21 protein-coding genes are annotated in these 20,034 nt (G+C 62.5%); 14 read left to right on the forward strand and 7 right to left on the reverse strand.

The features are described from left to right. Window positions 1–103 precede the first annotated feature (103 nt). On the forward strand, window positions 104–850 hold the full coding sequence (gene truA, locus WYH_RS04990; RefSeq protein ID WP_046904827.1) for a tRNA pseudouridine(38-40) synthase TruA: 747 nt from the start codon (window positions 104–106) through the stop codon (window positions 848–850). A gap of 8 nt (window positions 851–858) precedes the next feature. Here truA and WYH_RS04995 read toward each other — a convergent pair whose 3' ends face one another. From WYH_RS04995 to WYH_RS05005, 3 genes are all read right to left on the reverse strand, one after another. Beyond that, on the reverse strand, window positions 859–2,988 hold the full coding sequence (locus WYH_RS04995) for a transglycosylase domain-containing protein (protein WP_244877963.1): 2,130 nt from the start codon (window positions 2,986–2,988) through the stop codon (window positions 859–861). 206 nt (window positions 2,989–3,194) lie between these two features. After that, on the reverse strand, window positions 3,195–4,178 hold the full coding sequence (gene cobS, locus WYH_RS05000) for a cobaltochelatase subunit CobS (RefSeq protein ID WP_046902964.1): 984 nt from the start codon (window positions 4,176–4,178) through the stop codon (window positions 3,195–3,197). A 64-nt stretch (window positions 4,179–4,242) separates the two neighbouring features. Beyond that, window positions 4,243–4,935: a winged helix-turn-helix transcriptional regulator gene (locus tag WYH_RS05005; protein WP_046902965.1), complete on the reverse strand. Its 693-nt coding sequence runs from the start codon at window positions 4,933–4,935 to the stop codon at window positions 4,243–4,245. Between the two features lie 88 nt (window positions 4,936–5,023). Here WYH_RS05005 and WYH_RS05010 point away from each other — a divergent pair, with 88 nt between their 5' ends. Both WYH_RS05010 and WYH_RS05015 read left to right on the forward strand, forming a co-directional pair. Further along, window positions 5,024–5,698 (forward strand): glutathione S-transferase family protein, encoded by a 675-nt coding sequence (locus WYH_RS05010; RefSeq protein ID WP_046902966.1) that lies wholly within the window; start codon window positions 5,024–5,026, stop codon window positions 5,696–5,698. 2 nt (window positions 5,699–5,700) lie between these two features. Further along, on the forward strand, window positions 5,701–6,057 hold the full coding sequence (locus WYH_RS05015; RefSeq protein ID WP_046902967.1) for a DUF1428 domain-containing protein: 357 nt from the start codon (window positions 5,701–5,703) through the stop codon (window positions 6,055–6,057). Between the two features lie 153 nt (window positions 6,058–6,210). On the opposite strand, the gene WYH_RS05020 is transcribed toward WYH_RS05015, so the two are convergent. Next, window positions 6,211–6,798 carry a J domain-containing protein gene (locus tag WYH_RS05020; RefSeq protein WP_046902968.1) on the reverse strand — a complete coding sequence of 196 codons (588 nt, stop codon included), beginning with the start codon at window positions 6,796–6,798 and terminating at the stop codon, window positions 6,211–6,213. A 65-nt stretch (window positions 6,799–6,863) separates the two neighbouring features. Here WYH_RS05020 and WYH_RS05025 point away from each other — a divergent pair, with 65 nt between their 5' ends. From WYH_RS05025 to WYH_RS05035, 3 genes are all read left to right on the forward strand, one after another. Next, on the forward strand, window positions 6,864–7,154 hold the full coding sequence (locus tag WYH_RS05025; RefSeq protein ID WP_046902969.1) for a BolA family protein: 291 nt from the start codon (window positions 6,864–6,866) through the stop codon (window positions 7,152–7,154). A 74-nt stretch (window positions 7,155–7,228) separates the two neighbouring features. Then, on the forward strand, window positions 7,229–7,858 hold the full coding sequence (locus WYH_RS05030) for a glutathione S-transferase C-terminal domain-containing protein (protein WP_342341747.1): 630 nt from the start codon (window positions 7,229–7,231) through the stop codon (window positions 7,856–7,858). Next, window positions 7,855–8,739, forward strand: a complete 885-nt coding sequence (locus WYH_RS05035) for a pirin family protein (protein WP_046902971.1) — start codon at window positions 7,855–7,857, stop codon at window positions 8,737–8,739. The genes WYH_RS05030 and WYH_RS05035 overlap by 4 nt, the downstream gene beginning before the upstream one ends. A 62-nt stretch (window positions 8,740–8,801) precedes the next feature. Here WYH_RS05035 and WYH_RS05040 read toward each other — a convergent pair whose 3' ends face one another. Together WYH_RS05040 and WYH_RS05045 are read right to left on the reverse strand one after the other, a co-directional pair. Next, complete coding sequence (locus WYH_RS05040; RefSeq protein ID WP_046902972.1) at window positions 8,802–9,098, reverse strand: UrcA family protein; 297 nt, start codon at window positions 9,096–9,098, stop codon at window positions 8,802–8,804. A 242-nt stretch (window positions 9,099–9,340) separates the two neighbouring features. Continuing rightward, entirely contained in the window at window positions 9,341–10,405 is a 1,065-nt protein-coding gene (locus WYH_RS05045; protein WP_046902973.1) for a DUF2332 domain-containing protein, read from the reverse strand. 51 nt (window positions 10,406–10,456) lie between these two features. Here WYH_RS05045 and hisG point away from each other — a divergent pair, with 51 nt between their 5' ends. The 3 genes from hisG to nusB are packed head-to-tail and all read left to right on the forward strand — an operon-like array spanning window position 10,457 to window position 12,855. Then, on the forward strand, window positions 10,457–11,116 hold the full coding sequence (gene hisG, locus WYH_RS05050) for an ATP phosphoribosyltransferase (protein WP_046904829.1): 660 nt from the start codon (window positions 10,457–10,459) through the stop codon (window positions 11,114–11,116). Then, entirely contained in the window at window positions 11,117–12,406 is a 1,290-nt protein-coding gene (gene hisD / locus WYH_RS05055) for a histidinol dehydrogenase (protein WP_046902974.1), read from the forward strand. Window positions 12,407–12,408: 2 nt separating this feature from the next. Then, window positions 12,409–12,855 (forward strand): transcription antitermination factor NusB, encoded by a 447-nt coding sequence (gene nusB, locus WYH_RS05060; protein WP_046904830.1) that lies wholly within the window; start codon window positions 12,409–12,411, stop codon window positions 12,853–12,855. 30 nt (window positions 12,856–12,885) lie between these two features. On the opposite strand, the gene WYH_RS05065 is transcribed toward nusB, so the two are convergent. Next, window positions 12,886–13,713, reverse strand: coding sequence for a S1/P1 nuclease (locus WYH_RS05065; RefSeq protein WP_046902975.1), 828 nt, complete (start codon window positions 13,711–13,713; stop codon window positions 12,886–12,888). A gap of 56 nt (window positions 13,714–13,769) precedes the next feature. Here WYH_RS05065 and thiL point away from each other — a divergent pair, with 56 nt between their 5' ends. The 5 genes from thiL to WYH_RS05090 all read left to right on the forward strand — a co-directional run bounded on the left by thiL (window position 13,770) and on the right by WYH_RS05090 (window position 20,010). Continuing rightward, on the forward strand, window positions 13,770–14,642 hold the full coding sequence (gene thiL, locus WYH_RS05070) for a thiamine-phosphate kinase (protein WP_046904831.1): 873 nt from the start codon (window positions 13,770–13,772) through the stop codon (window positions 14,640–14,642). A 138-nt stretch (window positions 14,643–14,780) separates the two neighbouring features. Further along, window positions 14,781–16,874 (forward strand): sodium-translocating pyrophosphatase, encoded by a 2,094-nt coding sequence (locus WYH_RS05075; protein WP_046902976.1) that lies wholly within the window; start codon window positions 14,781–14,783, stop codon window positions 16,872–16,874. Between the two features lie 199 nt (window positions 16,875–17,073). Beyond that, window positions 17,074–18,189: a GNAT family N-acetyltransferase gene (locus WYH_RS05080; protein WP_244877964.1), complete on the forward strand. Its 1,116-nt coding sequence runs from the start codon at window positions 17,074–17,076 to the stop codon at window positions 18,187–18,189. Next, window positions 18,186–19,070, forward strand: a complete 885-nt coding sequence (locus WYH_RS05085; protein ID WP_046902978.1) for a cupin domain-containing protein — start codon at window positions 18,186–18,188, stop codon at window positions 19,068–19,070. The genes WYH_RS05080 and WYH_RS05085 overlap by 4 nt, the downstream gene beginning before the upstream one ends. 34 nt (window positions 19,071–19,104) lie before the next feature. Continuing rightward, window positions 19,105–20,010: an acyl-CoA thioesterase gene (locus WYH_RS05090; RefSeq protein WP_328700733.1), complete on the forward strand. Its 906-nt coding sequence runs from the start codon at window positions 19,105–19,107 to the stop codon at window positions 20,008–20,010. Window positions 20,011–20,034: the final 24 nt, after the last annotated feature.

Genomic DNA, 20,034 nt, shown 5'->3' on the forward strand with positions numbered 1-20,034 from the left:
GCCGGCGGCATCCACGGGTGCCGCCGGCCTTTTTGCATCTGCGGCGAACCCATTGGCCGCCCTTTCACTTGATCCGCGCGGCTGCATGAAAGAAGGCGGCCGCATGACCCGTTTCGCGCTGACACTGGAATTCGACGGCGGCCCATTCATGGGGCTGCAGAGGCAGGACCACGGCCCCAGCGTTCAGCAGGCGGTGGAAGATGCCGCCTTCGCCATCACGGGCGAAAAGGTAACCATGCATTCCGCCGGACGGACCGATAGCGGCGTGCACGCGCTGGCCATGCGCAGCCATGTGGATATCGAAAAGCCGTTCGATCCATTCCGCCTGATGGAAGCGCTTAACGCCAAAATGCGGCCCGATCCGGTGGCAGTTACCGCCTGCGAAGTGGTGGCGGCGGATTGGCACGCCCGCTTTTCCTGCATTGGCAGGCGTTATCAATATCGCATCCGCAACCGCCGGGCACCGCTCACTCTCACCAAGGGGCAGGAATGGCAGATCGCCCGCCCTCTGGACGAACAGGCGATGCACCGGGCCGCTCAATTCCTTGTCGGGCGGCATGACTTCACCACTTTCAGATCCGCCCACTGCCAGGCGAAGGATCCGTTGAAGACGCTGGATCGGCTGGATGTGCGGCGCGAAGGCGATCTCGTGCTGGTGGAAGCGGATGCGCGCAGCTTCCTGCACCACCAGGTGCGCTCCATGGTGGGAACGCTGGCGCTAGTCGGGCTTGGCCAGTGGCGGGAAGAACAGGTGGCCCAGGCACTCGCCGCGCGCGACCGGCAGGCGCTGGGCCTCAATGCCCCGGCGGAAGGGCTGTATTTCGTAGAGGCGATCTACCCGGCCGGGTAAGCCGCCCCCTACTCGCCCCTTTCCTGCAGGCTGATACCCGTTTCATCGAAGCGGATATCGACCGGAACACCGTCAATCTCCGTCGATATGGTCGCCGTGTCTTCCCCGATGCGCAGACGTGTGCCTTGATCGTCGAGCGGGATTTCCTCCAGCCTCAGATCGCCCAGCGGAAGATCGCCGAGATTTGGCACATCCATCGGCTGGACCGGGCCACTGGGATCGGGCCGGGGCTGCGCGCGTTGCGGGGCAACCTGTTCACCCAGTGCCTGGCGCATGAAATCGCGCCAGATCCGCGCCGGCAGGCCGCCACCATGGACGCCGGCCAGCGGGGAATTGTCATCATTGCCCACCCACACGCCGACCACCAGATCTCCGGCATAGCCGACAAACAACGCATCGCGATTGTCCTGGCTGGTGCCGGTCTTGCCATAATTAGGGACGCGCAACATGGCCGCCCTGCCGGTGCCGCGATTGACCGCGGCACGCAGCATCTTTTCCATTGCCCCATGTTCGCGGGCAGAAAGGCTGCCGGTCGGGTTCCATATCCAGTCGAACCAGCCCTGTTCTTCCGCACTGAATGCGCGCGGCACGACCGGAAATTCATTCGCGGCAATGCCTGCATACGCGGCTGTGAGTTCCAGCAGGGTCATGGTCGAAGTGCCCAGCGCCAGGCTGGGATAGCCTTCCGGCAGGGGGGAGGTAACGCCGAATTCGCGCGCAACCTCTATCACCTTTTCGCTGCCCACTTCGTTGAACAGGCGCACGGCCGCGACATTGCTGGACCGCGCAAAGGCTTCTTCCAGCGTCAGGCTGTCGGAATAGTTGCCGCTCGCATTGCGCGGCCGATAGGAACCCTGTTCGATCGCCCGGTTTTCGATCCGGTCATCGGGATTCCACCCGTCTTTCAACGCGGCAAGATAGACGAAGAGCTTGAAGGTGGATCCAGGCTGGCGATGGGCCTGCGTGGCGCGGTTGAACGGGGATTGCGCATAATCCTTGCCGCCGATCATCGCCACGACTTCGCCATTGGGGCGCATGGCCACCAGCGCGACCTGCGCATTGCCCAGCGGCGCCCGTTCGACCGCCCGGCGGGCGGCGTTCTGCAACCGCGCATCCAGCGTGGTGGTAATGGTCTGCCGGGCATAGCCGATTTCGCTCAGCTTGCGGGCCTCGGGCAGCGCCCAGTCAGCGAAATAGGTGCCGGTCGGCAGGGTGGAGCCATCCCGCACATCCAGTTTCGGGACCGGCATTGCCGCCGCTTCCGCTTCTGTCAGATATCCCGCTTCGACCATGGCGCCGATCACGGTTCCCATCCGCTCTTCCGCGAGGGTGAAATTCCGCGTCGGTGCATAGCGCGAAGGCGCCTGGAGCAGACCCGCCAGCATTGCCGCCTGTTCAGGCCGCAACTTTTCCGGCTGGCGGTAGAAATAATGCAGGGACGCGGCGCGCAGGCCATAGGTATTGTCCCCGAAATAGGCGTTGGAAAGATAGCGTTCGAGGATTTCGTCCTTGGTCAGCCAGGCTTCCAGCCAGAAGGCGATCAATGCCTCCCGCGCCTTGCGGGTCAGGCTCTGTTCCGGCGTGAGAAATGTGAATTTGGCGAGCTGCTGGGTAATCGTGCTGCCGCCCTGGGTGCGGCCAGTAGTCAGATTGCTCCATGCCGCACGCGCGATGCCGCGCGGATCGCCCCCCCAGTGATCGTAGAAGCGCCGGTCCTCTATCGCCAGAAAGGCATCCACGACATGAGGTGGCAGATCGGCGACTTGTACCGGCTGATCCACCACTGCCCCGTTGCGGGCAATCGGGGTGCCGTCCGCGGCCAGCAAGGTGATCTCGGGCGGGGCGATCGGCTCCAACGATTTGGACAAGGGCGCGGTGACCGCAAGCCAGCCGATCAGCAGGATGAACAGGAACAGCAGCACGGCAAAGCCGCGGCTTACCCACCACCATCGCGTATGTTTGCGGGGCGGAAGTGGCCCGCCTCCATCTTCCGGATCGGGATAGGGCCAGTCATGAATACGCCGCCTCTCCGGATCGCCGGGCACGGTATCGTAGAGCGGCGAAAGCGGCCGTTCGTCATCAAGATCGTCAAAAATGGGGCCCGGCCGCTTCTTGCGCGACCATGGCCAGCGCCGCAAACCGCGCTTACCCCCCGATTGACCAGACAATATGTCCATCGCCATGCTGTATTAACTGAACAATACAGCTTTGGCGAGAGGGTAATCCGATAAGGCCTGCTGCCAGCGCTGTCTGCCGCCCTATCTAGGTATGACGATGCGGTCCGTGAAGGACCGGATCATCAGCAAGCAGCAGGCTGAACGGAAATGGCCCCCTTGGCCGGGGATCAGGCCTTGGCGACGACGCTTTCCGGCAGTTCCTCACCGAAGACGCGCTGGTAATATTCAGCCACCAGCATCCGTTCGGATTCATCGCATTTGTTGAGAAAACTCAACCGGAATGCGAATCCGATATCCCCGAATATCTCGGTATTCTGGGCCCAGGTGATGACCGTGCGAGGGCTCATCACCGTCGAAATATCGCCATTGATGAAGCCCTGCCGCGAAAGATCCGCCACGCGGATCATATTCGCCACGGTCTGCTCGTCCAGCTTGGTCTTGGTGCTGACGATTTCCCGCTCGGTCTCTTCGGGCAGGTAATTCAGGCCCACCACGATATTCCAGCGGTCCATCTGGCCCTGGTTGATCGCTTGCGTGCCGTGATAAAGCCCGCTCGTATCGCCGAGGCCGACCGTATTGGCGGTGGCGAACAGGCGGAAAAACGGGTTCGGCCGGATCACGCGGTTCTGATCGAGCAAGGTCAGCTTGCCTTCGGTTTCCAGCACGCGCTGGATCACGAACATCACGTCCGGACGGCCGGCATCATATTCATCGAATACCAGGGCCACCGGGTGCTGCAGCGCCCAGGGCAGCAGGCCTTCGCGGAATTCGGTCACCTGCAATCCGTCACGCAGCACGATCGCGTCGCGGCCGACCAGATCGATACGGCTGATATGCGCGTCCAGATTGATGCGCACGCAGGGCCAGTTCAGCCGTGCCGCCACCTGTTCGATATGGGTCGATTTGCCGGTGCCGTGATAGCCCTGCACCATTACCCGGCGATTGAAGGCAAATCCGGCCAGGATGGCCAGCGTCGTGTCCGGTTCGAACACATAGCTTTCATCACGATCGGGAACGCGCGCATCAGCCTTGGAAAAGGCTGGCACTTTCATGTCGATATCGATCCCGAAAGTCTCGCGAACGTCAAGTTCGATGTCGGGCGCGGCCAGGACCGTGCCGGATTCGTCTGGATTGCTGGTCAGTTCATTCATCGCGCAGGGTGCCCTATACGGGCCGCGTAAACCCTGCAACTGGCAATGGCGCCCATGGCGAAGATCATTCGGGTGGAACGATCTTTTCCGGGAAGACAAACTTGGAAATGACTGCTTCAGCCAGATAGCGTTCTTTCCCGATTTCCAGCTGGCCCGATTGTTCCAGCATTTCAGGCGGTGCCTTGCCGTAAAAGGCTCTCAGCAAGGGCAAGGGCAATTCGGCGCGGAAAGTCACCCGCCCCTGCTCCGCATCGCCCCGCCGCACGCTCATGCCCTTTTCCCCCAGCTCCGCCACGAACTCGCTGCCGGAAACGGCAAAGCCGACCTGGCCGGTGAAATGCTGCCCTGCCTCCGGATCATACATCGCCTTGAGCGACAGCATGAGCGCGGTGGGCGATAGATGCAGGGTCGGATCATGCGCGGGTGACCGCACCGACCAGCGGCACAGTTCAAGCATGGCCGGCTGCGCGGCGTAGCCCCATTCGGTCAGTTCATAGACCTGCACCGATGCCGGTGGCGGTAACATGCGTTTCTGCAACAGGCCCGATGCCTGCAACCCTTCCAGCCGTTCCGTCAGGACCCTGGCGCTCAACCCCGGCAGACTGGCGCGCAATTCGGAAAACCGGCGCGGACCCAGCATCATTTCCCGCACGATGAGCAGCGACCATCTTTCTCCAAGTAATTCAAAGGCAAAGGCAGCACCGCAAGCATCCTGATACCACTTGCCATGCACCGCAGTTTCTTTTTGTAACTTCATGGTTGTTTTAAGTAACCTCTTAAGGCACCAATCTCAAGACAGCGATTCGCAGCATCGGACCGCTGGATTGCAAGCGGAGGAATTGCCGATGGCCGAAACCACCCCTGCGCCCATTATTACTGCCTTTGACTGGGTGCCCGATTTTGCCCGGGGCCTTGTGCGTGACCTCCGCGTTCGCTGGGCGTTCGAAGAAATCGGCAAGCCATACCGAACGCAGCTGTTCGGCGCGGCGACGCCCAGACCGGACGATTACCTCGCGTGGCAGCCCTTCGATCAGGTGCCCGCCTTTGCCGATGGCGAACTGCGCTTCTTCGAAAGCGGGGCCATCCTCCTGTATCTTGCGGAAGAGGAAGAACAGCTCCTCCCCGCCGATCCCCAGATGCGGTGGAACGCCATCTCCTGGCTGTTTGCGGCCCTGAACAGTGTCGAACCCGCATTCACCCCCATCGTCAGTTTCGATGTGTTCCAGTCAGATCAGCCCTGGGCCAGGGATGCGCGCGAACCCGCGGCCAAGCTGGCGAGGCAGAAGCTTTTGCGTGTCAATGACGCGCTCGGAGACAATGAATGGTTGGCGGGCGATTTCTCCATTGCCGACATCGCCATGGTCACAGTGCTCAACGTGCTGCGGCATACAGACATGGTGGCCGAGTTCCCTCGCCTCGCCGCTTACAGGCAGCGCGGGGAAAGCCGGTCCGCATATCGCCGCGCGCTGGATGCACAACTGGCTGATTTCACTGCCGAAGCACCGAATTGGGGAGAGTAGAAATGTATGTGAACGGATTCATCGTCGCCGTGCCTGAAGAAAACAAGCAGGCCTACAAGCAAGTGGCGGAAAGCTTCTGGGAAATCGTGAAGGATTACGGCGCGAAATCGCAGGTCGAATGCTGGGAAGTGGACGTACCGGATGGCAAGACCACCGATTTCCGCCGGGCGGTAAAGGCAAAGGATGGCGAGAAGATCGTCTTCGCCTGGGTTCTCTGGGATGACAAGGAAACCGCGGATGCCAGCCACGAAAAGGTCATGGCGGACGAACGGATGAAGAATTTCGACAAGGACATGCCCTTCGACGGTGTCCGCATGGTCTATGGCGGCTTCGAACCGCTGGTCTGGAAGGAAGCCTGAGCCACCCGGCACGCGAAGCCTGCGACGCACGAAAAGCGAAAGCTCGTTATCAAGATTCAAGACCGGCCCCCTATCGTCAGGGCCATCGAGCCTTGGGCAAGATTGATGGTGGTGTGGCTCTCGAATTCCTAGACCGAAGGGCGTTGGCAGGGCTCAGCCGAAAGCGTCTGCCCGGCGCAGGAGCTGATAGGCTTCCACCACGCGCTGAAGCCGGCCTTCATGGCTTCGGTCCCCGCCATTGCGATCCGGGTGGTATCTGCGCACCAGTTGCGAATATCGGCGGCGCAGCATCGGCCGGTCGGCCTGCGGGGTCAGGCCCATCACGTTCAGCGCCTCCCGCTCGCGCGGGGTAAAGCGGCTGAATTCGGCATTTCGTCCGGCAGCACGTGCCTTGATGTCCCCCGCACGCGCACCGATTGCATCCAGCGGATCCGGAAAATCGGCCCAGCGCGGCATCCCGTCCGCACCGGCATCGGACCGAAAGGCGCGGGTTTCGCTGCTCCAGCCGGAAATGGGGGACTGCGCCTCCAGTATTTCTTCCGCGCTCATGCCTTCAAACCAGTCATAGCCGGCATTGAATTCGCGCACATGTTCCAGGCAGAACCAGCGCCAGTCGCCCGGCCCGTCAAAACCATGCCCCCGATTGCCGGGGGCGCGGAATTCACCTGCTTCGCTGCAATGCGGCGCTTCGCATTCGCGCCCTTCGCCTTCATATCTGCCGTGGAACTTCTCTCTGCGCATTCGCGTAAGGATGGTGATACATCGCCGTGTTGAGAACCCCTGAATTCCAATCGAGAGGACAGAAAATGGCCGGCCCGCTTCAGCAAGAGATGGAAAAACTGCTGCAGGACGCCTTCGCGCCGGAAAGGCTGGAAGTCATCAATGACAGTGCGAAGCATCACGGCCATGCCGGGGATGACGGCAGCGGCGAATCGCATTTCACCATTGTGATCGTAAGCCCCGCCTTTTCCGGCATGAGCAGGCTGGAACGGCAGCGCGCGGTCAATCGCGCCCTGGGCGATATTCCCGGCAACCGCGTGCACGCCGTGGCCATCAGCGCCCACGCCCCGGAAGAAGCAGGAGCACAGGCATCCTGACTTACGAGCTCTGGTACTGGCCGGGCATTCAGGGCCGCGGCGAATTCATCCGCCTTGCGCTGGAAGCTGCCGGCGTGGCCTATCGCGACATGGGTAATGAAAAAGGCGCCGACGCGCTGATGGCGGATATGGCGGCGCGCGATGGCTTCGTGCCCTTCGCCCCGCCCTATATCGTCGCGGGCGACATGGTGATCGGCCAGACAGCCCATATCCTCGCCTGGCTGGCGGACCGGCATGGTTTTGGCGGGGGCGATCTTGCCACCGATCTGCAACTGATCGAACTGCAACTGACCGTGACCGACATCGTGGAGGAAATGCATTCGGTGCACCATCCGGTGTCGGGCAATCTCTATTACGAAGACCAGAAAGACGCCGCCGCCCGCAAGGCGGAGGATTTCCGCGAAAGCCGCATTCCCAAATATTGCGACTATTTCGAAGCGGCTTTGGGTGTGCATCCTGGCCCCTTCGCTCTCGGCGACAGATGGACCCATGTGGACACGTCCCTGTTCCAGATGATGGAAGGGCTGAATTATGCCTTTCCGCAGCGCATGGCGGCGCTTGGCGGGAACTATCCGCGTCTTTACGCCTTGTGCGAAGCAGTGACGGGGATCGACGGGATCAAGGCCTATCTGGCTTCCGGTCGCCGGCTCTCCTTCAATGAGGATGGCATCTTCCGCCACTATCCGGAGCTTGACGCGGCATGAGCATTTTGAAGACGGTCACACCCGTAACCCACGACCTTGGCAATTTCCAGGTGAGACGCGCCGTGCCAAGTGTCGGTTGCCGGATGGTTGGCCCCTTCGTTTTCATCGACCAGTTCGGGCCTGCCCGGCTCGATCCCGGCCAGGGCATGGATGTCCGCCCGCACCCGCATATCGGGCTGGCCACGGTCACCTGGCTGTTCGAAGGCGCGATCGAGCATCGCGACAGTCTCGGTACGGATTCCGTCATCCGTCCCGGCACGGTAAACCTGATGACCGCGGGCAAGGGCATCGTCCATTCCGAACGCAGTCCGGAGACGGAGCGGAAGGATGGCCCCGCCCTGTATGGCATGCAGACATGGCTGGCCCTGCCCGATGGCAAGGAAGAGATCGAACCGGCATTCGAAGCGGTCAGCGATCTGCCGGTGATCGAATATAGCGGCGCGCGTGCCCGCATCATCATGGGCACGCTGTGGGGCGAAACAGCACCCACCACGACCTATTGCGATACGATCAATGCGGAGATCCAGCTTATGCCCGGCGGGATGATTCCGATCGACGCCGAAACGGAAGAACGTGCGCTGATGCTGGTCGGGGGGCAGGCGACGCTCGATGGGGAAACCATGCTGCCTTATGATCTGGTGGTGCTGAAACCCGGCGCGGCGATGGAACTGTCCTCCACCGAAGGCGGGCTGATCTTCCTGATGGGTGGGGAGGCATTTTCCGCCCAGCGGCATGTCTATTGGAATTTCGTGAGTTCCAGCCGCGACAGGATCGAACAGGCCAAGGAAGACTGGCGGATGCGCCGGTTCCCGGTTGTGCCTGGCGACGACAAGGAATTTATCCCCCTGCCCAAAACGCCCAAGACAGTATCCTATCCCTGACAAAAAAGGAGCGGCCGGGCCGATTGGCGCGACCGCTCCAGGGACTGGCCGGTTTAATTCTGTCAGTTGGCCCGAACCGCCACGCCGCTGCGCGACAGCTGCTCCGCAGCCGAATCGAGCGCCGCATCACGGCAATCCTGCCAGCTGGAAAACTCCTTCAGGCTACGCGAAACCGGGCGTTCGCACACGGCGTTGACGCCAGTGGCAAGGCGGTGGTTGAGTTCCTTCATGCCTTCGGCGGAATTGATGTCGATATCGCCGAGTTCAATCGTCTGCGTCACGTCCTGGGCCGCGACCGGGGCGATCGTCAGGGCAGAGAGGGTGGCGACAAGAGCGGCCTTGAGAGCAATGGTCTTCATGAGGGCTTCCTTTGCTGAAACTGAATTACGCATCATCGCGTTGAACCCCGGTTTAGGCCCCATTCGTCGCACCCGTTTCCCGGCGCTGCCGCAAATTGTCACTTTGTGTAGATCGCGCCGGACGTGCCTTTTCCCCGCAAAGGCAGCTTTTATGCGGCTTGCGGCGGGCAATCGTGTTTGCGGGCGCGGCCTGGACAGTTACATCTGATACAATTCAGCAAATCTTCGGGCGCCTGCCCTGCTCAGCCGCCGTGCCATTCCACCCAGGCGCCATGCGGATGTGCCTCTGCCAGCATCACCGCCTCTTCCCCGCCCGGCCAGTAGCGCACGGATAGTTCGTGCCGGAAGGTCTGGCGGTTGGTTTCCAGCCGGATCCAGGCAAGCGGCTTGTCGGCAGTGGCCTGCGCCCCTGCTTCCTCCATGGCACGGGTGATGGCGTCACGGGTCGCGCCGGGCAGATATTGCCACATCACCGAATGGAAGAGGACGCGCGTCACCCCCTTGTCCTGCGGGCGGGCGAGCATTTCCTTCACGAACTCGCCCGCATCCTGCCGCACCAGTTCAGGCGGCGCGGTTTCCGCCATGGCGATCGCCGTATCCAGCCGCGCCATCCGCTCCGTCGCATCGGCCCAGACATAGGCCTTCAGCCGCAATGCCTGCGCCGGATCGGCAAGGTCGACCGGGGCGATATCGCAGCCACGGATCGATTCGATCTGCACCTCCGCCGAAGGGGGCGGACCGCCCTTCCATTCCGGCACGATCTTCATGCGGGACAGGCCCGGCCCGACCTTGACCCCGCCAAGATTGTAGAAATAACGGCCCATCATTGTGTTGACGCCTGCACTGGCGCCTATCTCGTTCAGTTCGAAACGCGGCCCGAGCCGATCGGACAGCCATAGCAGGCCTGCCATGATGCTGGCCGAACGGCCTGCCTCATTGGTCTGCGGGGGCGAGTCGAGCCACGGCATCAGGCGCGCGTCATATTGCCGCGCCAGTTCGGCCACGATGGCGTCCACCGCCCCCTGGTCGGTGGTCAGTCCGGCGTAAACCGGCTCCAGCCGCCGGTCTTCGCCCGACAGGAACAGATGATGGAGCCCGCCCGCCACGCGCAAGGGCATGGCATCTTCCAGGCTGAGTCCGTGCCAATTGTTCATCCGCCGCGCGAGGCCGGTATCGGTATCCAGAATGGCCAGTTCCGCACGGATCACCCGCGCCGTCCTGGGCGCGAAGGCGCGTTCCGCATGATCGGCCTGCCAGGCGATTGCTTCCCGCACATTGGTAATTTCCATGATCGGCTGATCGGCCATCGCCGTTGCCCTTTCCCTTGCCCGCGCTTACATGCCCGCGCCATGGATGGAATGCCCACACAACAGCTGACCTTCGCCGTACCCAAGGGGCGAATTCTTGACGAAGCGCTGCCGGTCATGGCGCGCGCAGGCGTGGTGCCGGAAAGCGCGTTCCACGACAAGGCCAACCGATCGCTGAGTTTCGCGACCGAACGGGGCGATTTGCGGATAATCCGCGTGCGCGCTTTCGACGTGGCGACTTTCGTTGCCTTTGGCGCGGCGCAGGCCGGAATCGTGGGTTCTGACGTAATTGAAGAATTCGATTATTCAGAACTGTATGCCCCCGTCGATCTGGATATCGGCCATTGCCGCCTTTCCGTGGCCGTGCCCGAAGGCGACGGGGCGGATGATCCCGGCAATGCCAGCCATATGCGCGTGGCAACCAAATATCCGAACATCACCAGCCGCTGGTTCGAACAGCAGGGCATCCAGGCCGAATGCGTGAAGCTGAACGGTGCCATGGAACTGGCGCCCTCGCTCGGCCTGTCGCGCCGAATCGTGGATCTCGTCTCCACCGGGCGGACCCTTCAGCAGAACGGATTGGTCGAAACGGAAACCATCATGCCGGTTTCCGCGCGCCTGATCGTCAACCGCGCCGCGTTGAAGACCGATGCACGCGTGGCCGAACTGGTCGAGCGTTTTCGCGCAATGTCCAATGAGGAAGCAGCCTGAATGCAGCGCCTTTCCACCAGTGACGCCGATTTCGAACGGAAATTTGCCCGCCTTGTCGATGAAAGGCGCGAAAGCGAAGCCGATATCGCCCATACGGTCAGCGATATATTGGCCGCCGTGCGCCAGCGCGGCGATGCGGCGCTGACCGAATTTACCCAGCGGTTCGATCATCACCAGCTTGGCAAGGAAGACGATTGGCGCATTTCGGCCGAAAGCTGCGCCGCCGCCTTCGATGCGCTGGACACGGAGCTTCGCGAAGCGCTTGAACTCGCGGCCAGCCGTATCCGCGCCTATCATGCGGAACAGCTCCCGGCCGATCGGGACTATACGGACGAAACGGGCGTCAGGCTCGGCGCGAAATGGCGCCCTGTCGATGCCGCCGGTCTCTATGTTCCCGGAGGGCGCGCAGCCTATCCTTCCTCCCTCCTGATGAACGCCATTCCCGCCAAGGTGGCCGGGGTGGAGCGGCTGGTGGTCACGACCCCAACGCCGCGGGGAGAAACCAATCCGCTGGTCCTGGCTGCTGCGCATCTTGCGGGGGTGGATGAATTGTGGCGGGTCGGCGGCGCGCAGGCCGTGGCCGCGCTCGCCTATGGCACCGAACGGATCAGCCGGGTCGATGTGATCACCGGCCCCGGCAATGATTATGTTGCCGAGGCAAAGCGCCAGCTATTCGGCGTGGTCGGTATCGACATGGTCGCAGGGCCGAGCGAGATCCTGGTCATCGCCGACAACAAGAACGATCCGGACTGGATCGCCGCCGATCTGCTTAGCCAGGCGGAACACGATCCCAGCTCGCAATCCATTCTCATCACCGATGACGCGACTTTCGCCAGCGAAGTGGAAGATGCTGTGGACGTGCAGTGCTCCCAGCTTTCGACCGAGAAATCGGCCCGGGCGAGCTGGGATGCGCATGGCGTGCTGCTGGTGGTGAAAGATCTTTCGGAAGCCCCTGCCCTCGCCAATCGCCTGGCCGCCGAACATGTCGAGCTGGCCGTGGACGATCCGGAGGCGCTGTTCGCACAATTGCGCCATGCGGGCAGCGTGTTCCTGGGCCGCCATACGCCGGAAGCGGTGGGCGATTATGTCGCCGGGCCCAATCACGTCCTCCCGACCGGCCGCCGGGCACGCTTTGCCAGCGGCCTGTCCGTGCTCGACTTCATGAAACGCACCAGCTTCATCTCGCTGGACAAGGATTCCCTGTCCAGGATCGGCCCGGCGGCAATTGCCCTGGCCCGTGTCGAAGGGCTGCCTGCCCATGCCAATTCCGTGGAATTCCGCCTGAAATGAACATGTCCGCCCGATCCCGTTCGCGCTCTGCCGCCCGTCTCGCCGCCGTGCAGGCGCTTTATCAGCGGCAGATGGAATCCATCTCCCTGCCCCGCCTGCTGGATGAATTTCACCAGCACCGGCTGGGCCGGGAAATCGAAGACGCGCAATATGCCGACGCGGAAGTTGCCTTTTTCGACGATATCGTCAGCGGCGTGGACGCGCGGCTGGAAGAGATCGACACGGTTCTGAGCGAACGCCTTTCCGAAGGCTGGAGCCTGAAGCGGCTGGACAAGACCATGCTGCAGATCCTGCGCGCCGGGGCTTATGAATTGCTGGCCCGCGCCGATGTGCCGGTGGGCACGGCGATCAGCGAATATGTCGATGTCGCCCACGCCTTTTTTGACGAGCGCGAGGCGAAATTCGTCAATGGCGTGCTGGATGGCGTGGCCAAGGCAGTGCGCAAATAAGGCGCACCGCCCTGACCGCGCGGCTGGCGCTCACTCCCCGGCAAAGATCCGGTCGAGATAGGCCGCGATGCGGATACCCGCCTGTTGCAGGCGCAATTCCTCATCCGGCGTCCAGTCATAATTATACTGCCAGGACAGGACATAGGGGTCTTCCTGCGTGCCGGTCCCGCCACGGCTGTTCTCCGCCGTGGGGTAGATCCTGGCGCGTAGATCGGCGCTTTCCGCGATCCAGACCTTGGGATCGGTTTCCCACCACTGGATCACCTGTTCCGGCGTCGTCCGCTGCGCCAGCCGTGCGGCATATTCGCTGTAGCTGAGTTGCTGGCGAGCGATGAAGCCTTCGTCCCACACCCAGTGGAGATTGTTGGGTTCCCCGAACCAGATAACTTTCACATCATTGCCGCCCCGGTCGTTTCCGTTCCCGGCATGAAGCGGCTGATGCAGATCCCCGGCCAGATGCACGACAAAGCGCAGGGCCAGCGCCTTTTCTTCCCGGCTTACATTGTCATCGCGCAGAACAGCCGCGAATTTTTCCAGTGCGGTTTCGGCATCACCTTCCGGCGGATGCGGGAACGTATCAGCATCGGTCCCGTCGGGGAGCGTCACATAGTGCCAGGCGGACGATTCCTTCTGCCAGAAAGGGGCCGGGTTGGATCGCTGCTCGTCCGGCCAGGTCGATCCTTCGGGAAGGCCCTCCGTCCCCAGAATCTCCTCGACATGCGCCAGCGTACGGCCGCTGATATTGTCCTGCGCGATCTGTGCAGTGATCCGGTGGCCAATCGGGCCCCAGGCGCCAGCCGGGCTGGCTGCACACAGGACGAATGCCGTGGTGGCGGCAAATGCGGAAAGAGTTTTCATGGCCGATGCGATCCTTCGGTTGCGTTTTGCCCTTCGCCTATCGCAATGACAGAATGATGGAAGGGGAAACCGACTTTATCCAGATGATGCGCGCACTTGCGCACCATCCCGCCGCGCGCGGATTGTCGGACGATGCTGCCGTGCTGGAAATCGGCACGGAAACACTCATCCTGACCCATGACATGATGGTCGAAGGCGTGCACTACCTGCCCGATCAGGACATGGCCGATGTCGCCTGGAAACTGGTCGCCTGCAATGCGTCGGATCTTGCGGCGAAGGGCGCACGCCCGGTCGGCGCGCTGGTGGGGGCCATGCTGGGATCCGGCAATGAAGCCTTTGCGCTGGGCCTGGGCCAGGCGCTGAACCATTTCGGCCTGCCATTGCTTGGCGGAGATACGGTATCCGGCGGGCCGCCGCGATCCTTCGGGCTGACCGCCATCGGCCGCGCCACCCATATTCCGGTGCCATCGCGCAGCGGTGCGAAGCCCGGCGATCAGATCTTCGTTACCGGCCCGCTGGGCGCGGCGATGATGGGTTTCGAGGCATTGCGCGACGGCACCGGCGCGGACAGCACAGCCTATCGCCGCCCGCAAGCACGCTTGGCAGAAGGGCAGGCCCTTGCCCCGTTCGTCAGTGCGATGATGGACATATCGGATGGATTGCTGCTCGATGGCTGGCGCATGGCGAAGGCCAGCGACGTGTCGCTGGCGATAGACAGCGCCGCAGTGCCCATCGCCGCCCCGGAAGAACGGCGCTGGGACGCCTTGCGCTGGGGCGACGACTACGAATTGCTCTTCACCCTGCCGCCGGAAACGGAACCGCCGGTCCCCGCCGCGCGGATCGGCACGGTTGAGCCCGCCGGCTTCGCCTCGCTATTCGTGGATGGGGAACCGGTGACCAATTCCGAAGGGCTCGGCTACCAGCATTAGGCACATGACCGTGGCGCCGGACCGCATCGCCTGCGAATCGATTGCGCTTGCTCCCCCCTCCCCTGAGGGATAGCCCTAGTCATACGTGGACCCGGCAAAAGTTCGGGCCGCGATCATGGAGAGAGGGGAGGTCAGATCATGGACCTTGTTTTGATAGCAATCGGCCTGGGGCTGCTTGCCGTGCTCTACGGCTTCGTCACCAGCCGCCAGGTGCTCGGCGCAGCAGCCGGGACGGAAAGAATGCAGGAAATAGCCGGCGCCATTCAGGAAGGCGCCCAGGCCTATCTGAAAAGGCAATATACCACGATCGGCATGGTCGGCGTGGTCGTGGCAATCGTCGTCGGCATATTTCTGGGGACGACCAGCGCCATCGGTTTCGTGCTCGGCGCGATCCTGTCGGGCGTGGCCGGCTTTATCGGCATGAATATTTCCGTCCGATCCAATGTCCGTACAGCGGCCGCGGCGCAAACAGGGCTGCAACAGGGCCTGACCCTGGCCTTCCGCGCAGGCGCGATCACCGGGATGCTGGTGGCGGGCCTGGCCCTGCTGGCGATTTCGGTATTCTTCTATGTGCTGATCGGGCCGATGGGCCATGCGGCGAATGACCGCATCGTGGTGGATGCACTGGTCGCGCTGGCATTCGGCGCCTCGCTGATTTCCATTTTCGCGCGGCTTGGCGGCGGCATCTTCACCAAGGCGGCCGATGTCGGCGCGGACCTTGTCGGCAAGGTGGAAGCAGGCATTCCGGAAGACGATCCGCGCAACCCGGCCGTGATTGCGGATAATGTGGGCGACAATGTCGGCGATTGCGCGGGCATGGCCGCCGATCTGTTCGAAACCTATGTCGTTACCGTGGGCGCCACCATGGTGCTGACGGCGCTGCTGGTTAAGGACGTGGGCGGGCTGTTGCTGCCGCTGATGGCGCTTCCCCTGCTGATCGGCGGGGCCTGCATCGTCACCAGCATCATCGGCACCTATTTCGTCCGGCTTGGCCGGTCGAACAATGTGATGGGTGCCATGTACAAGGGGTTCCTGGTCACGGCGCTGCTGGCGATACCGGCGATATGGCTGGTGACTGCCTATGCGCTGGGCAATATGACGGATCCGATCGGGGATCAGGGCTTCACAGGCCAGACACTGTTCTATTGCTCGCTTCTGGGGCTCGCCATTACCGGCCTGATCATCTGGATCACCGAATATTACACGGGCACGCAGTTCCGCCCGGTACGGTCCATCGCCAAGGCTTCGGAAACGGGGCACGGCACCAATGTGATCCAGGGCCTGGCGATCAGCCTGGAAGCAACCGCCCTGCCCACGCTGGTGATCGTTGCGGGCATCGTCATCGCCTACCAGCTCGCAGGGCTGATCGGTATTGCCTATGCGGCCACTGCCATGCTGGCGCTGGCGGGGATGGTCGTGGCGCTGGACGCCTATGGCCCGGTGACGGATAATGCCGGCGGCATTGCCGAAATGGCCGGGCTGGATGACAGCGTCCGGGAAAAGACCGATTTGCTGGATGCCGTGGGCAACACGACCAAGGCCGTGACCAAGGGCTATGCCATCGGATCGGCGGGCCTTGCCGCGCTGGTTCTCTTTGCGGCCTATACCACCGATCTCAGGGAGTTCTTCCCGACGCTGGAAGTCAATTTCAGCCTCGAAAATCCCTATGTCATCGTCGGGCTGTTGCTGGGGGCGCTGCTGCCCTATCTCTTCGGCGCCATGGGCATGACGGCGGTGGGCCGCGCAGCCGGTGACGTGGTGAAGGATGTGCGGGACCAGTTCGCCGCCGATCCGGGCATCATGGCCGGCACCAGCCGCCCGAACTATGCCAAGACGGTGGATCTGGTGACCAAGGCGGCGATCAAGGAGATGATCGTTCCCTCGCTGCTGCCCGTATTGACGCCAATCGTGGTCTATTTCGTGATTGCCACGGTGGCCGGGGCCGCAAACGGCTTTGCCGCTCTTGGCGCCCTGCTCCTGGGTGTGATCGTGGGCGGCTTGTTCGTCGCCCTGTCGATGACATCCGGCGGCGGCGCATGGGATAATGCCAAGAAATATATCGAAGACGGTAATCACGGCGGCAAGGGAAGCGAAGCCCACAAGGCCGCGGTGACTGGCGATACGGTTGGCGATCCCTACAAGGACACGGCTGGCCCGGCCGTGAACCCGATGATCAAGATCACCAATATCGTCGCATTGCTGCTGCTGGCAGCTCTCGCCGCTTCGCACTGATCGGCATCTGCCACGAACAAGGCCCCGCACGGTTTGGCGCCGTGCGGGGCTTTTCACGCCCGGATTAAGCATTTCTTCGCCGGATCGCGTTACCCGGCAGGCGGCGAAACGCATCGCCGTGAAATGCGAAGGTTCCTGTTTTTTGGCCAGCCACGCGCCCCATCAACTCCCCCCCGAAGCGCCCGCTGCGGCGCGGCCGGTGCGCGCGCCCGCATTGCGCCTGTATCGCGCCGATTGGCGGCAGCTGGAAAATCCGGCGGAACTGGTGCGCTGGGATGCGCTCTCCCGCTACGCGGTGGAACCCAACCCCTTTTTTGAAAGCTGGTATCTGCTGCCTTCGCTGCGTGCGCTGGACCCCGGCGGATCGGTGGCGATGCTGCTGCTGGAGGCGGAGGGCCAGCTGGCCGGATTGCTGCCGGTTCAGCGGGCCCGCGATTATTACGGCCACCCCATCCCGCACTGGCGCAACTGGATTCATGCCAATGCGTTTCTCGGCACGCCGCTTGTCGCCCCCGGTTTCGAAAGGCAGTTCTGGCAGTGCCTGTTCCACTGGGCGGACGAAAACGCCGGAACCGCCCTGTTTTTCCACATGGCGCAGATGGCGGAAAAGGGCCCGCTGCACCGCGCGCTGGTTCAATACGTGGACGAGGCCGCCCGCCCGGCGGCAACAGTCCTGCGGGAAGAACGCGCCGCGCTGATTTCCGACCTGTCGCCGGAAGAATATCTGGAACGATCGCTATCCGGAAAGAAGCGCAAGGAATTGCGGCGGCAGCATCGCCGCCTGTCCGAAGAAGGCGATCTGACAGTGGAACGCAAGACGGGCGGAGATGCGCTGGCCCAATGGACGGCTGAATTCCTCGATCTCGAACGCTCTGGCTGGAAGGGCGAGGCGCAATCCGCGCTCGATTGCACGGACCAGACCCGCGCGCTTTTCCGCAATGCACTGCAAGGTGCGGCGGAACATGGCAGGCTTGAACGCATAGCCATAAGGCTGGACGGCAAGCCATTGGCGATGCTGGTCAATTTCCTCTGCCCGCCGGGCGCCTTTTCCTACAAGACGGCTTTTGACGAAAGCTTTGCCCGCTATTCCCCGGGCGTCTTGCTGCAACGGGAAAATCTTGCCCTGCTGACGCGCTCCGACATTGCCTGGACGGATAGCTGCGCGGCCGCCGATCACCCCATGATCGATCATTTCTGGCGCGAGAAACGCAATGTCGCCAGCCACAATATCGGCATTGGCGGAAGCTTGCGCCGCATGGCCTTTCGCGTGCTGGCCAGGATCGAAACGAACACCTTGCCGAAAGGTATTGCATGACCGAACATCGCCAGTTGCAAGCGGATACGGCCCTGAACGGCGCGATCATCTTCCCGCCGCAATCACGCGCCTGCTTTGCCGCCTCCTATCCGGAAGAGCCGCATAAGTTACGGCATAATCTGCCCGAACACCCCTTGCTGGCGCTGGATGCGCTGGCCGATCTGGGTGAGACGCTGCCGGAAAGTTCCGTCGAATATAATCGCGGCGATCTGCCAATCGGGATCGAGGGCAAGCCCGGCGCGACCGGCCTGACCATTGGCGAGACGATCCGCAACATAGCGACCAGCAATAGCTGGGCCGTGCTGAAAAATATCGAACAGTCCCCGGCCTATGCAGCCTTGCTGAAGGAATTGCTGGCAGAAATCGAACCCGATATCGTGCCCAAGACGGGACGGATGCTGACACCGCAGGGCTTCATCTTCGTCTCCAGCCCGGATGCGGTAACGCCTTATCACTTCGATCCGGAACATAATATCCTGCTCCAGCTGGTCGGGCAGAAGGCCATGACCATTTTCCCGGCCGGCAATCCGCGCTTTGCCGATGATCGCGTGCACGAAGCCTATCACACGGGTGGCGGGCGCGAACTCAAATGGGATGATGGGCTCGGCACTGCCGGAAACACCTATCACCTTGCCCCGGGCGAAGCAGTCTATGTGCCTGTGATGGCACCGCATTTCGTGCGCAATGGCCCGGCCACATCCATTTCGCTGTCGATCACCTGGCGCAGCGAATGGAGCTATGCCGAAGCCGATGTGCGGGCGTTCAACCACTTGCTGCGCAGGATCGGCCTCAACCCGAAAGCGCCGGGCCGGTGGCCTGCAAGCAACAGGGGCAAGGCAATTACGTGGCGTATCCTGCGCAGAATTCCCGGGATTAGTTGACTGTAGGCGCACAGCCGCGCATTGGGCTTCTACAATGGCGACCATGTCCCCGTACAAGCCCACTCCCGAGGAACTGGTGGCAGAGCTCACCCTGTTGCTCGATCTCGAACCGCGTGGCGGCGACCGTTTCATCGGCCGCAAGAACAGGCACGGCATAGGCCGGGTCTTTGGCGGACAGGCCATCGCGCAAGCCCTCGGGGCCGCGCGGCGGACAGTGCCGCACAGCCGCCACACACATTCGCTCCACGCCTATTTCCTCCGTGGCGGCAGCGATGATCTGCCGATCGAATTCCGGGTAAAACGGGATTTCGACGGGCGGAGCTTTTCCAACCGCCGCGTGGTCGCCAGCCAGAATGGCGAACCGATCCTGAACCTGATCACCTCTTTTCAGGAACCGCAGGTCGGGCTGGAACATCAATTTCCGCAGATGCCGGACGTTCCACAGCCGGAAGATCTGGAATCCGATGCGCTGATGCGGCAACGCGTGGCCGAACAGCTGCCGGAAGGCCATCTGCGCAACCGCATGTTGCAGGCGCGCGCGATCGATATTCGTTCGGTGGAACCGCGCGACTGGCTCAGCCCGGAAAAGGCGGAACCCATATCGCATTGCTGGTTTCGCACCGTTTCGGCCCTGCCGGACGATCCGCCCGTGCATCGCGCCGTCCTCGCCTATGCCAGCGATTTCCAGCTTCTGGCGACGGCGATCCGCCCGCATGGGCTGAGCTTTCATCTCGGCCAGATGAAGGCCGCCAGTCTCGACCATGCGCTGTGGTTTCATGGACCCTTCCGGGCGGATGACTGGCTGCTTTATGTAACGGAAAGCCCGTGGTCCGGCCTGGCCCGCGGTTTCGGACGCGGCCAGATCTTCACCCGCGATGGCCGCCTGGTGGCCAGCGTTGCGCAGGAAGGCATGATCCGGGAAGTCCCGCAAAAAGCCTGACGTAAACCGCTGATTCCAGAAATA

It is taken from the genome of Croceibacterium atlanticum, assembly GCF_001008165.2.
Lineage (GTDB): Bacteria > Pseudomonadota > Alphaproteobacteria > Sphingomonadales > Sphingomonadaceae > Croceibacterium_C > Croceibacterium_C atlanticum.

Coding starts and splice junctions, on each gene's coding strand:
- truA (WP_046904827.1), top strand. CDS start 104: ATGACCCGTTTCGCGCTGACACTGGAATTCGACGGCGGCCCATTCATG.
- cobS (WP_046902964.1), bottom strand. CDS start 4,178: ATGAATGAACTGACCAGCAATCCAGACGAATCCGGCACGGTCCTGGCC.
- WYH_RS05005 (WP_046902965.1), bottom strand. CDS start 4,935: ATGAAGTTACAAAAAGAAACTGCGGTGCATGGCAAGTGGTATCAGGAT.
- WYH_RS05010 (WP_046902966.1), top strand. CDS start 5,024: ATGGCCGAAACCACCCCTGCGCCCATTATTACTGCCTTTGACTGGGTG.
- WYH_RS05015 (WP_046902967.1), top strand. CDS start 5,701: ATGTATGTGAACGGATTCATCGTCGCCGTGCCTGAAGAAAACAAGCAG.
- WYH_RS05020 (WP_046902968.1), bottom strand. CDS start 6,798: ATGCGCAGAGAGAAGTTCCACGGCAGATATGAAGGCGAAGGGCGCGAA.
- WYH_RS05025 (WP_046902969.1), top strand. CDS start 6,864: ATGGCCGGCCCGCTTCAGCAAGAGATGGAAAAACTGCTGCAGGACGCC.
- WYH_RS05035 (WP_046902971.1), top strand. CDS start 7,855: ATGAGCATTTTGAAGACGGTCACACCCGTAACCCACGACCTTGGCAAT.
- WYH_RS05040 (WP_046902972.1), bottom strand. CDS start 9,098: ATGAAGACCATTGCTCTCAAGGCCGCTCTTGTCGCCACCCTCTCTGCC.
- WYH_RS05045 (WP_046902973.1), bottom strand. CDS start 10,405: ATGGCCGATCAGCCGATCATGGAAATTACCAATGTGCGGGAAGCAATC.
- hisG (WP_046904829.1), top strand. CDS start 10,457: ATGCCCACACAACAGCTGACCTTCGCCGTACCCAAGGGGCGAATTCTT.
- hisD (WP_046902974.1), top strand. CDS start 11,117: ATGCAGCGCCTTTCCACCAGTGACGCCGATTTCGAACGGAAATTTGCC.
- nusB (WP_046904830.1), top strand. CDS start 12,409: ATGTCCGCCCGATCCCGTTCGCGCTCTGCCGCCCGTCTCGCCGCCGTG.
- WYH_RS05065 (WP_046902975.1), bottom strand. CDS start 13,713: ATGAAAACTCTTTCCGCATTTGCCGCCACCACGGCATTCGTCCTGTGT.
- thiL (WP_046904831.1), top strand. CDS start 13,770: ATGGAAGGGGAAACCGACTTTATCCAGATGATGCGCGCACTTGCGCAC.
- WYH_RS05075 (WP_046902976.1), top strand. CDS start 14,781: ATGGACCTTGTTTTGATAGCAATCGGCCTGGGGCTGCTTGCCGTGCTC.
- WYH_RS05085 (WP_046902978.1), top strand. CDS start 18,186: ATGACCGAACATCGCCAGTTGCAAGCGGATACGGCCCTGAACGGCGCG.
- WYH_RS05090 (WP_328700733.1), top strand. CDS start 19,105: ATGGCGACCATGTCCCCGTACAAGCCCACTCCCGAGGAACTGGTGGCA.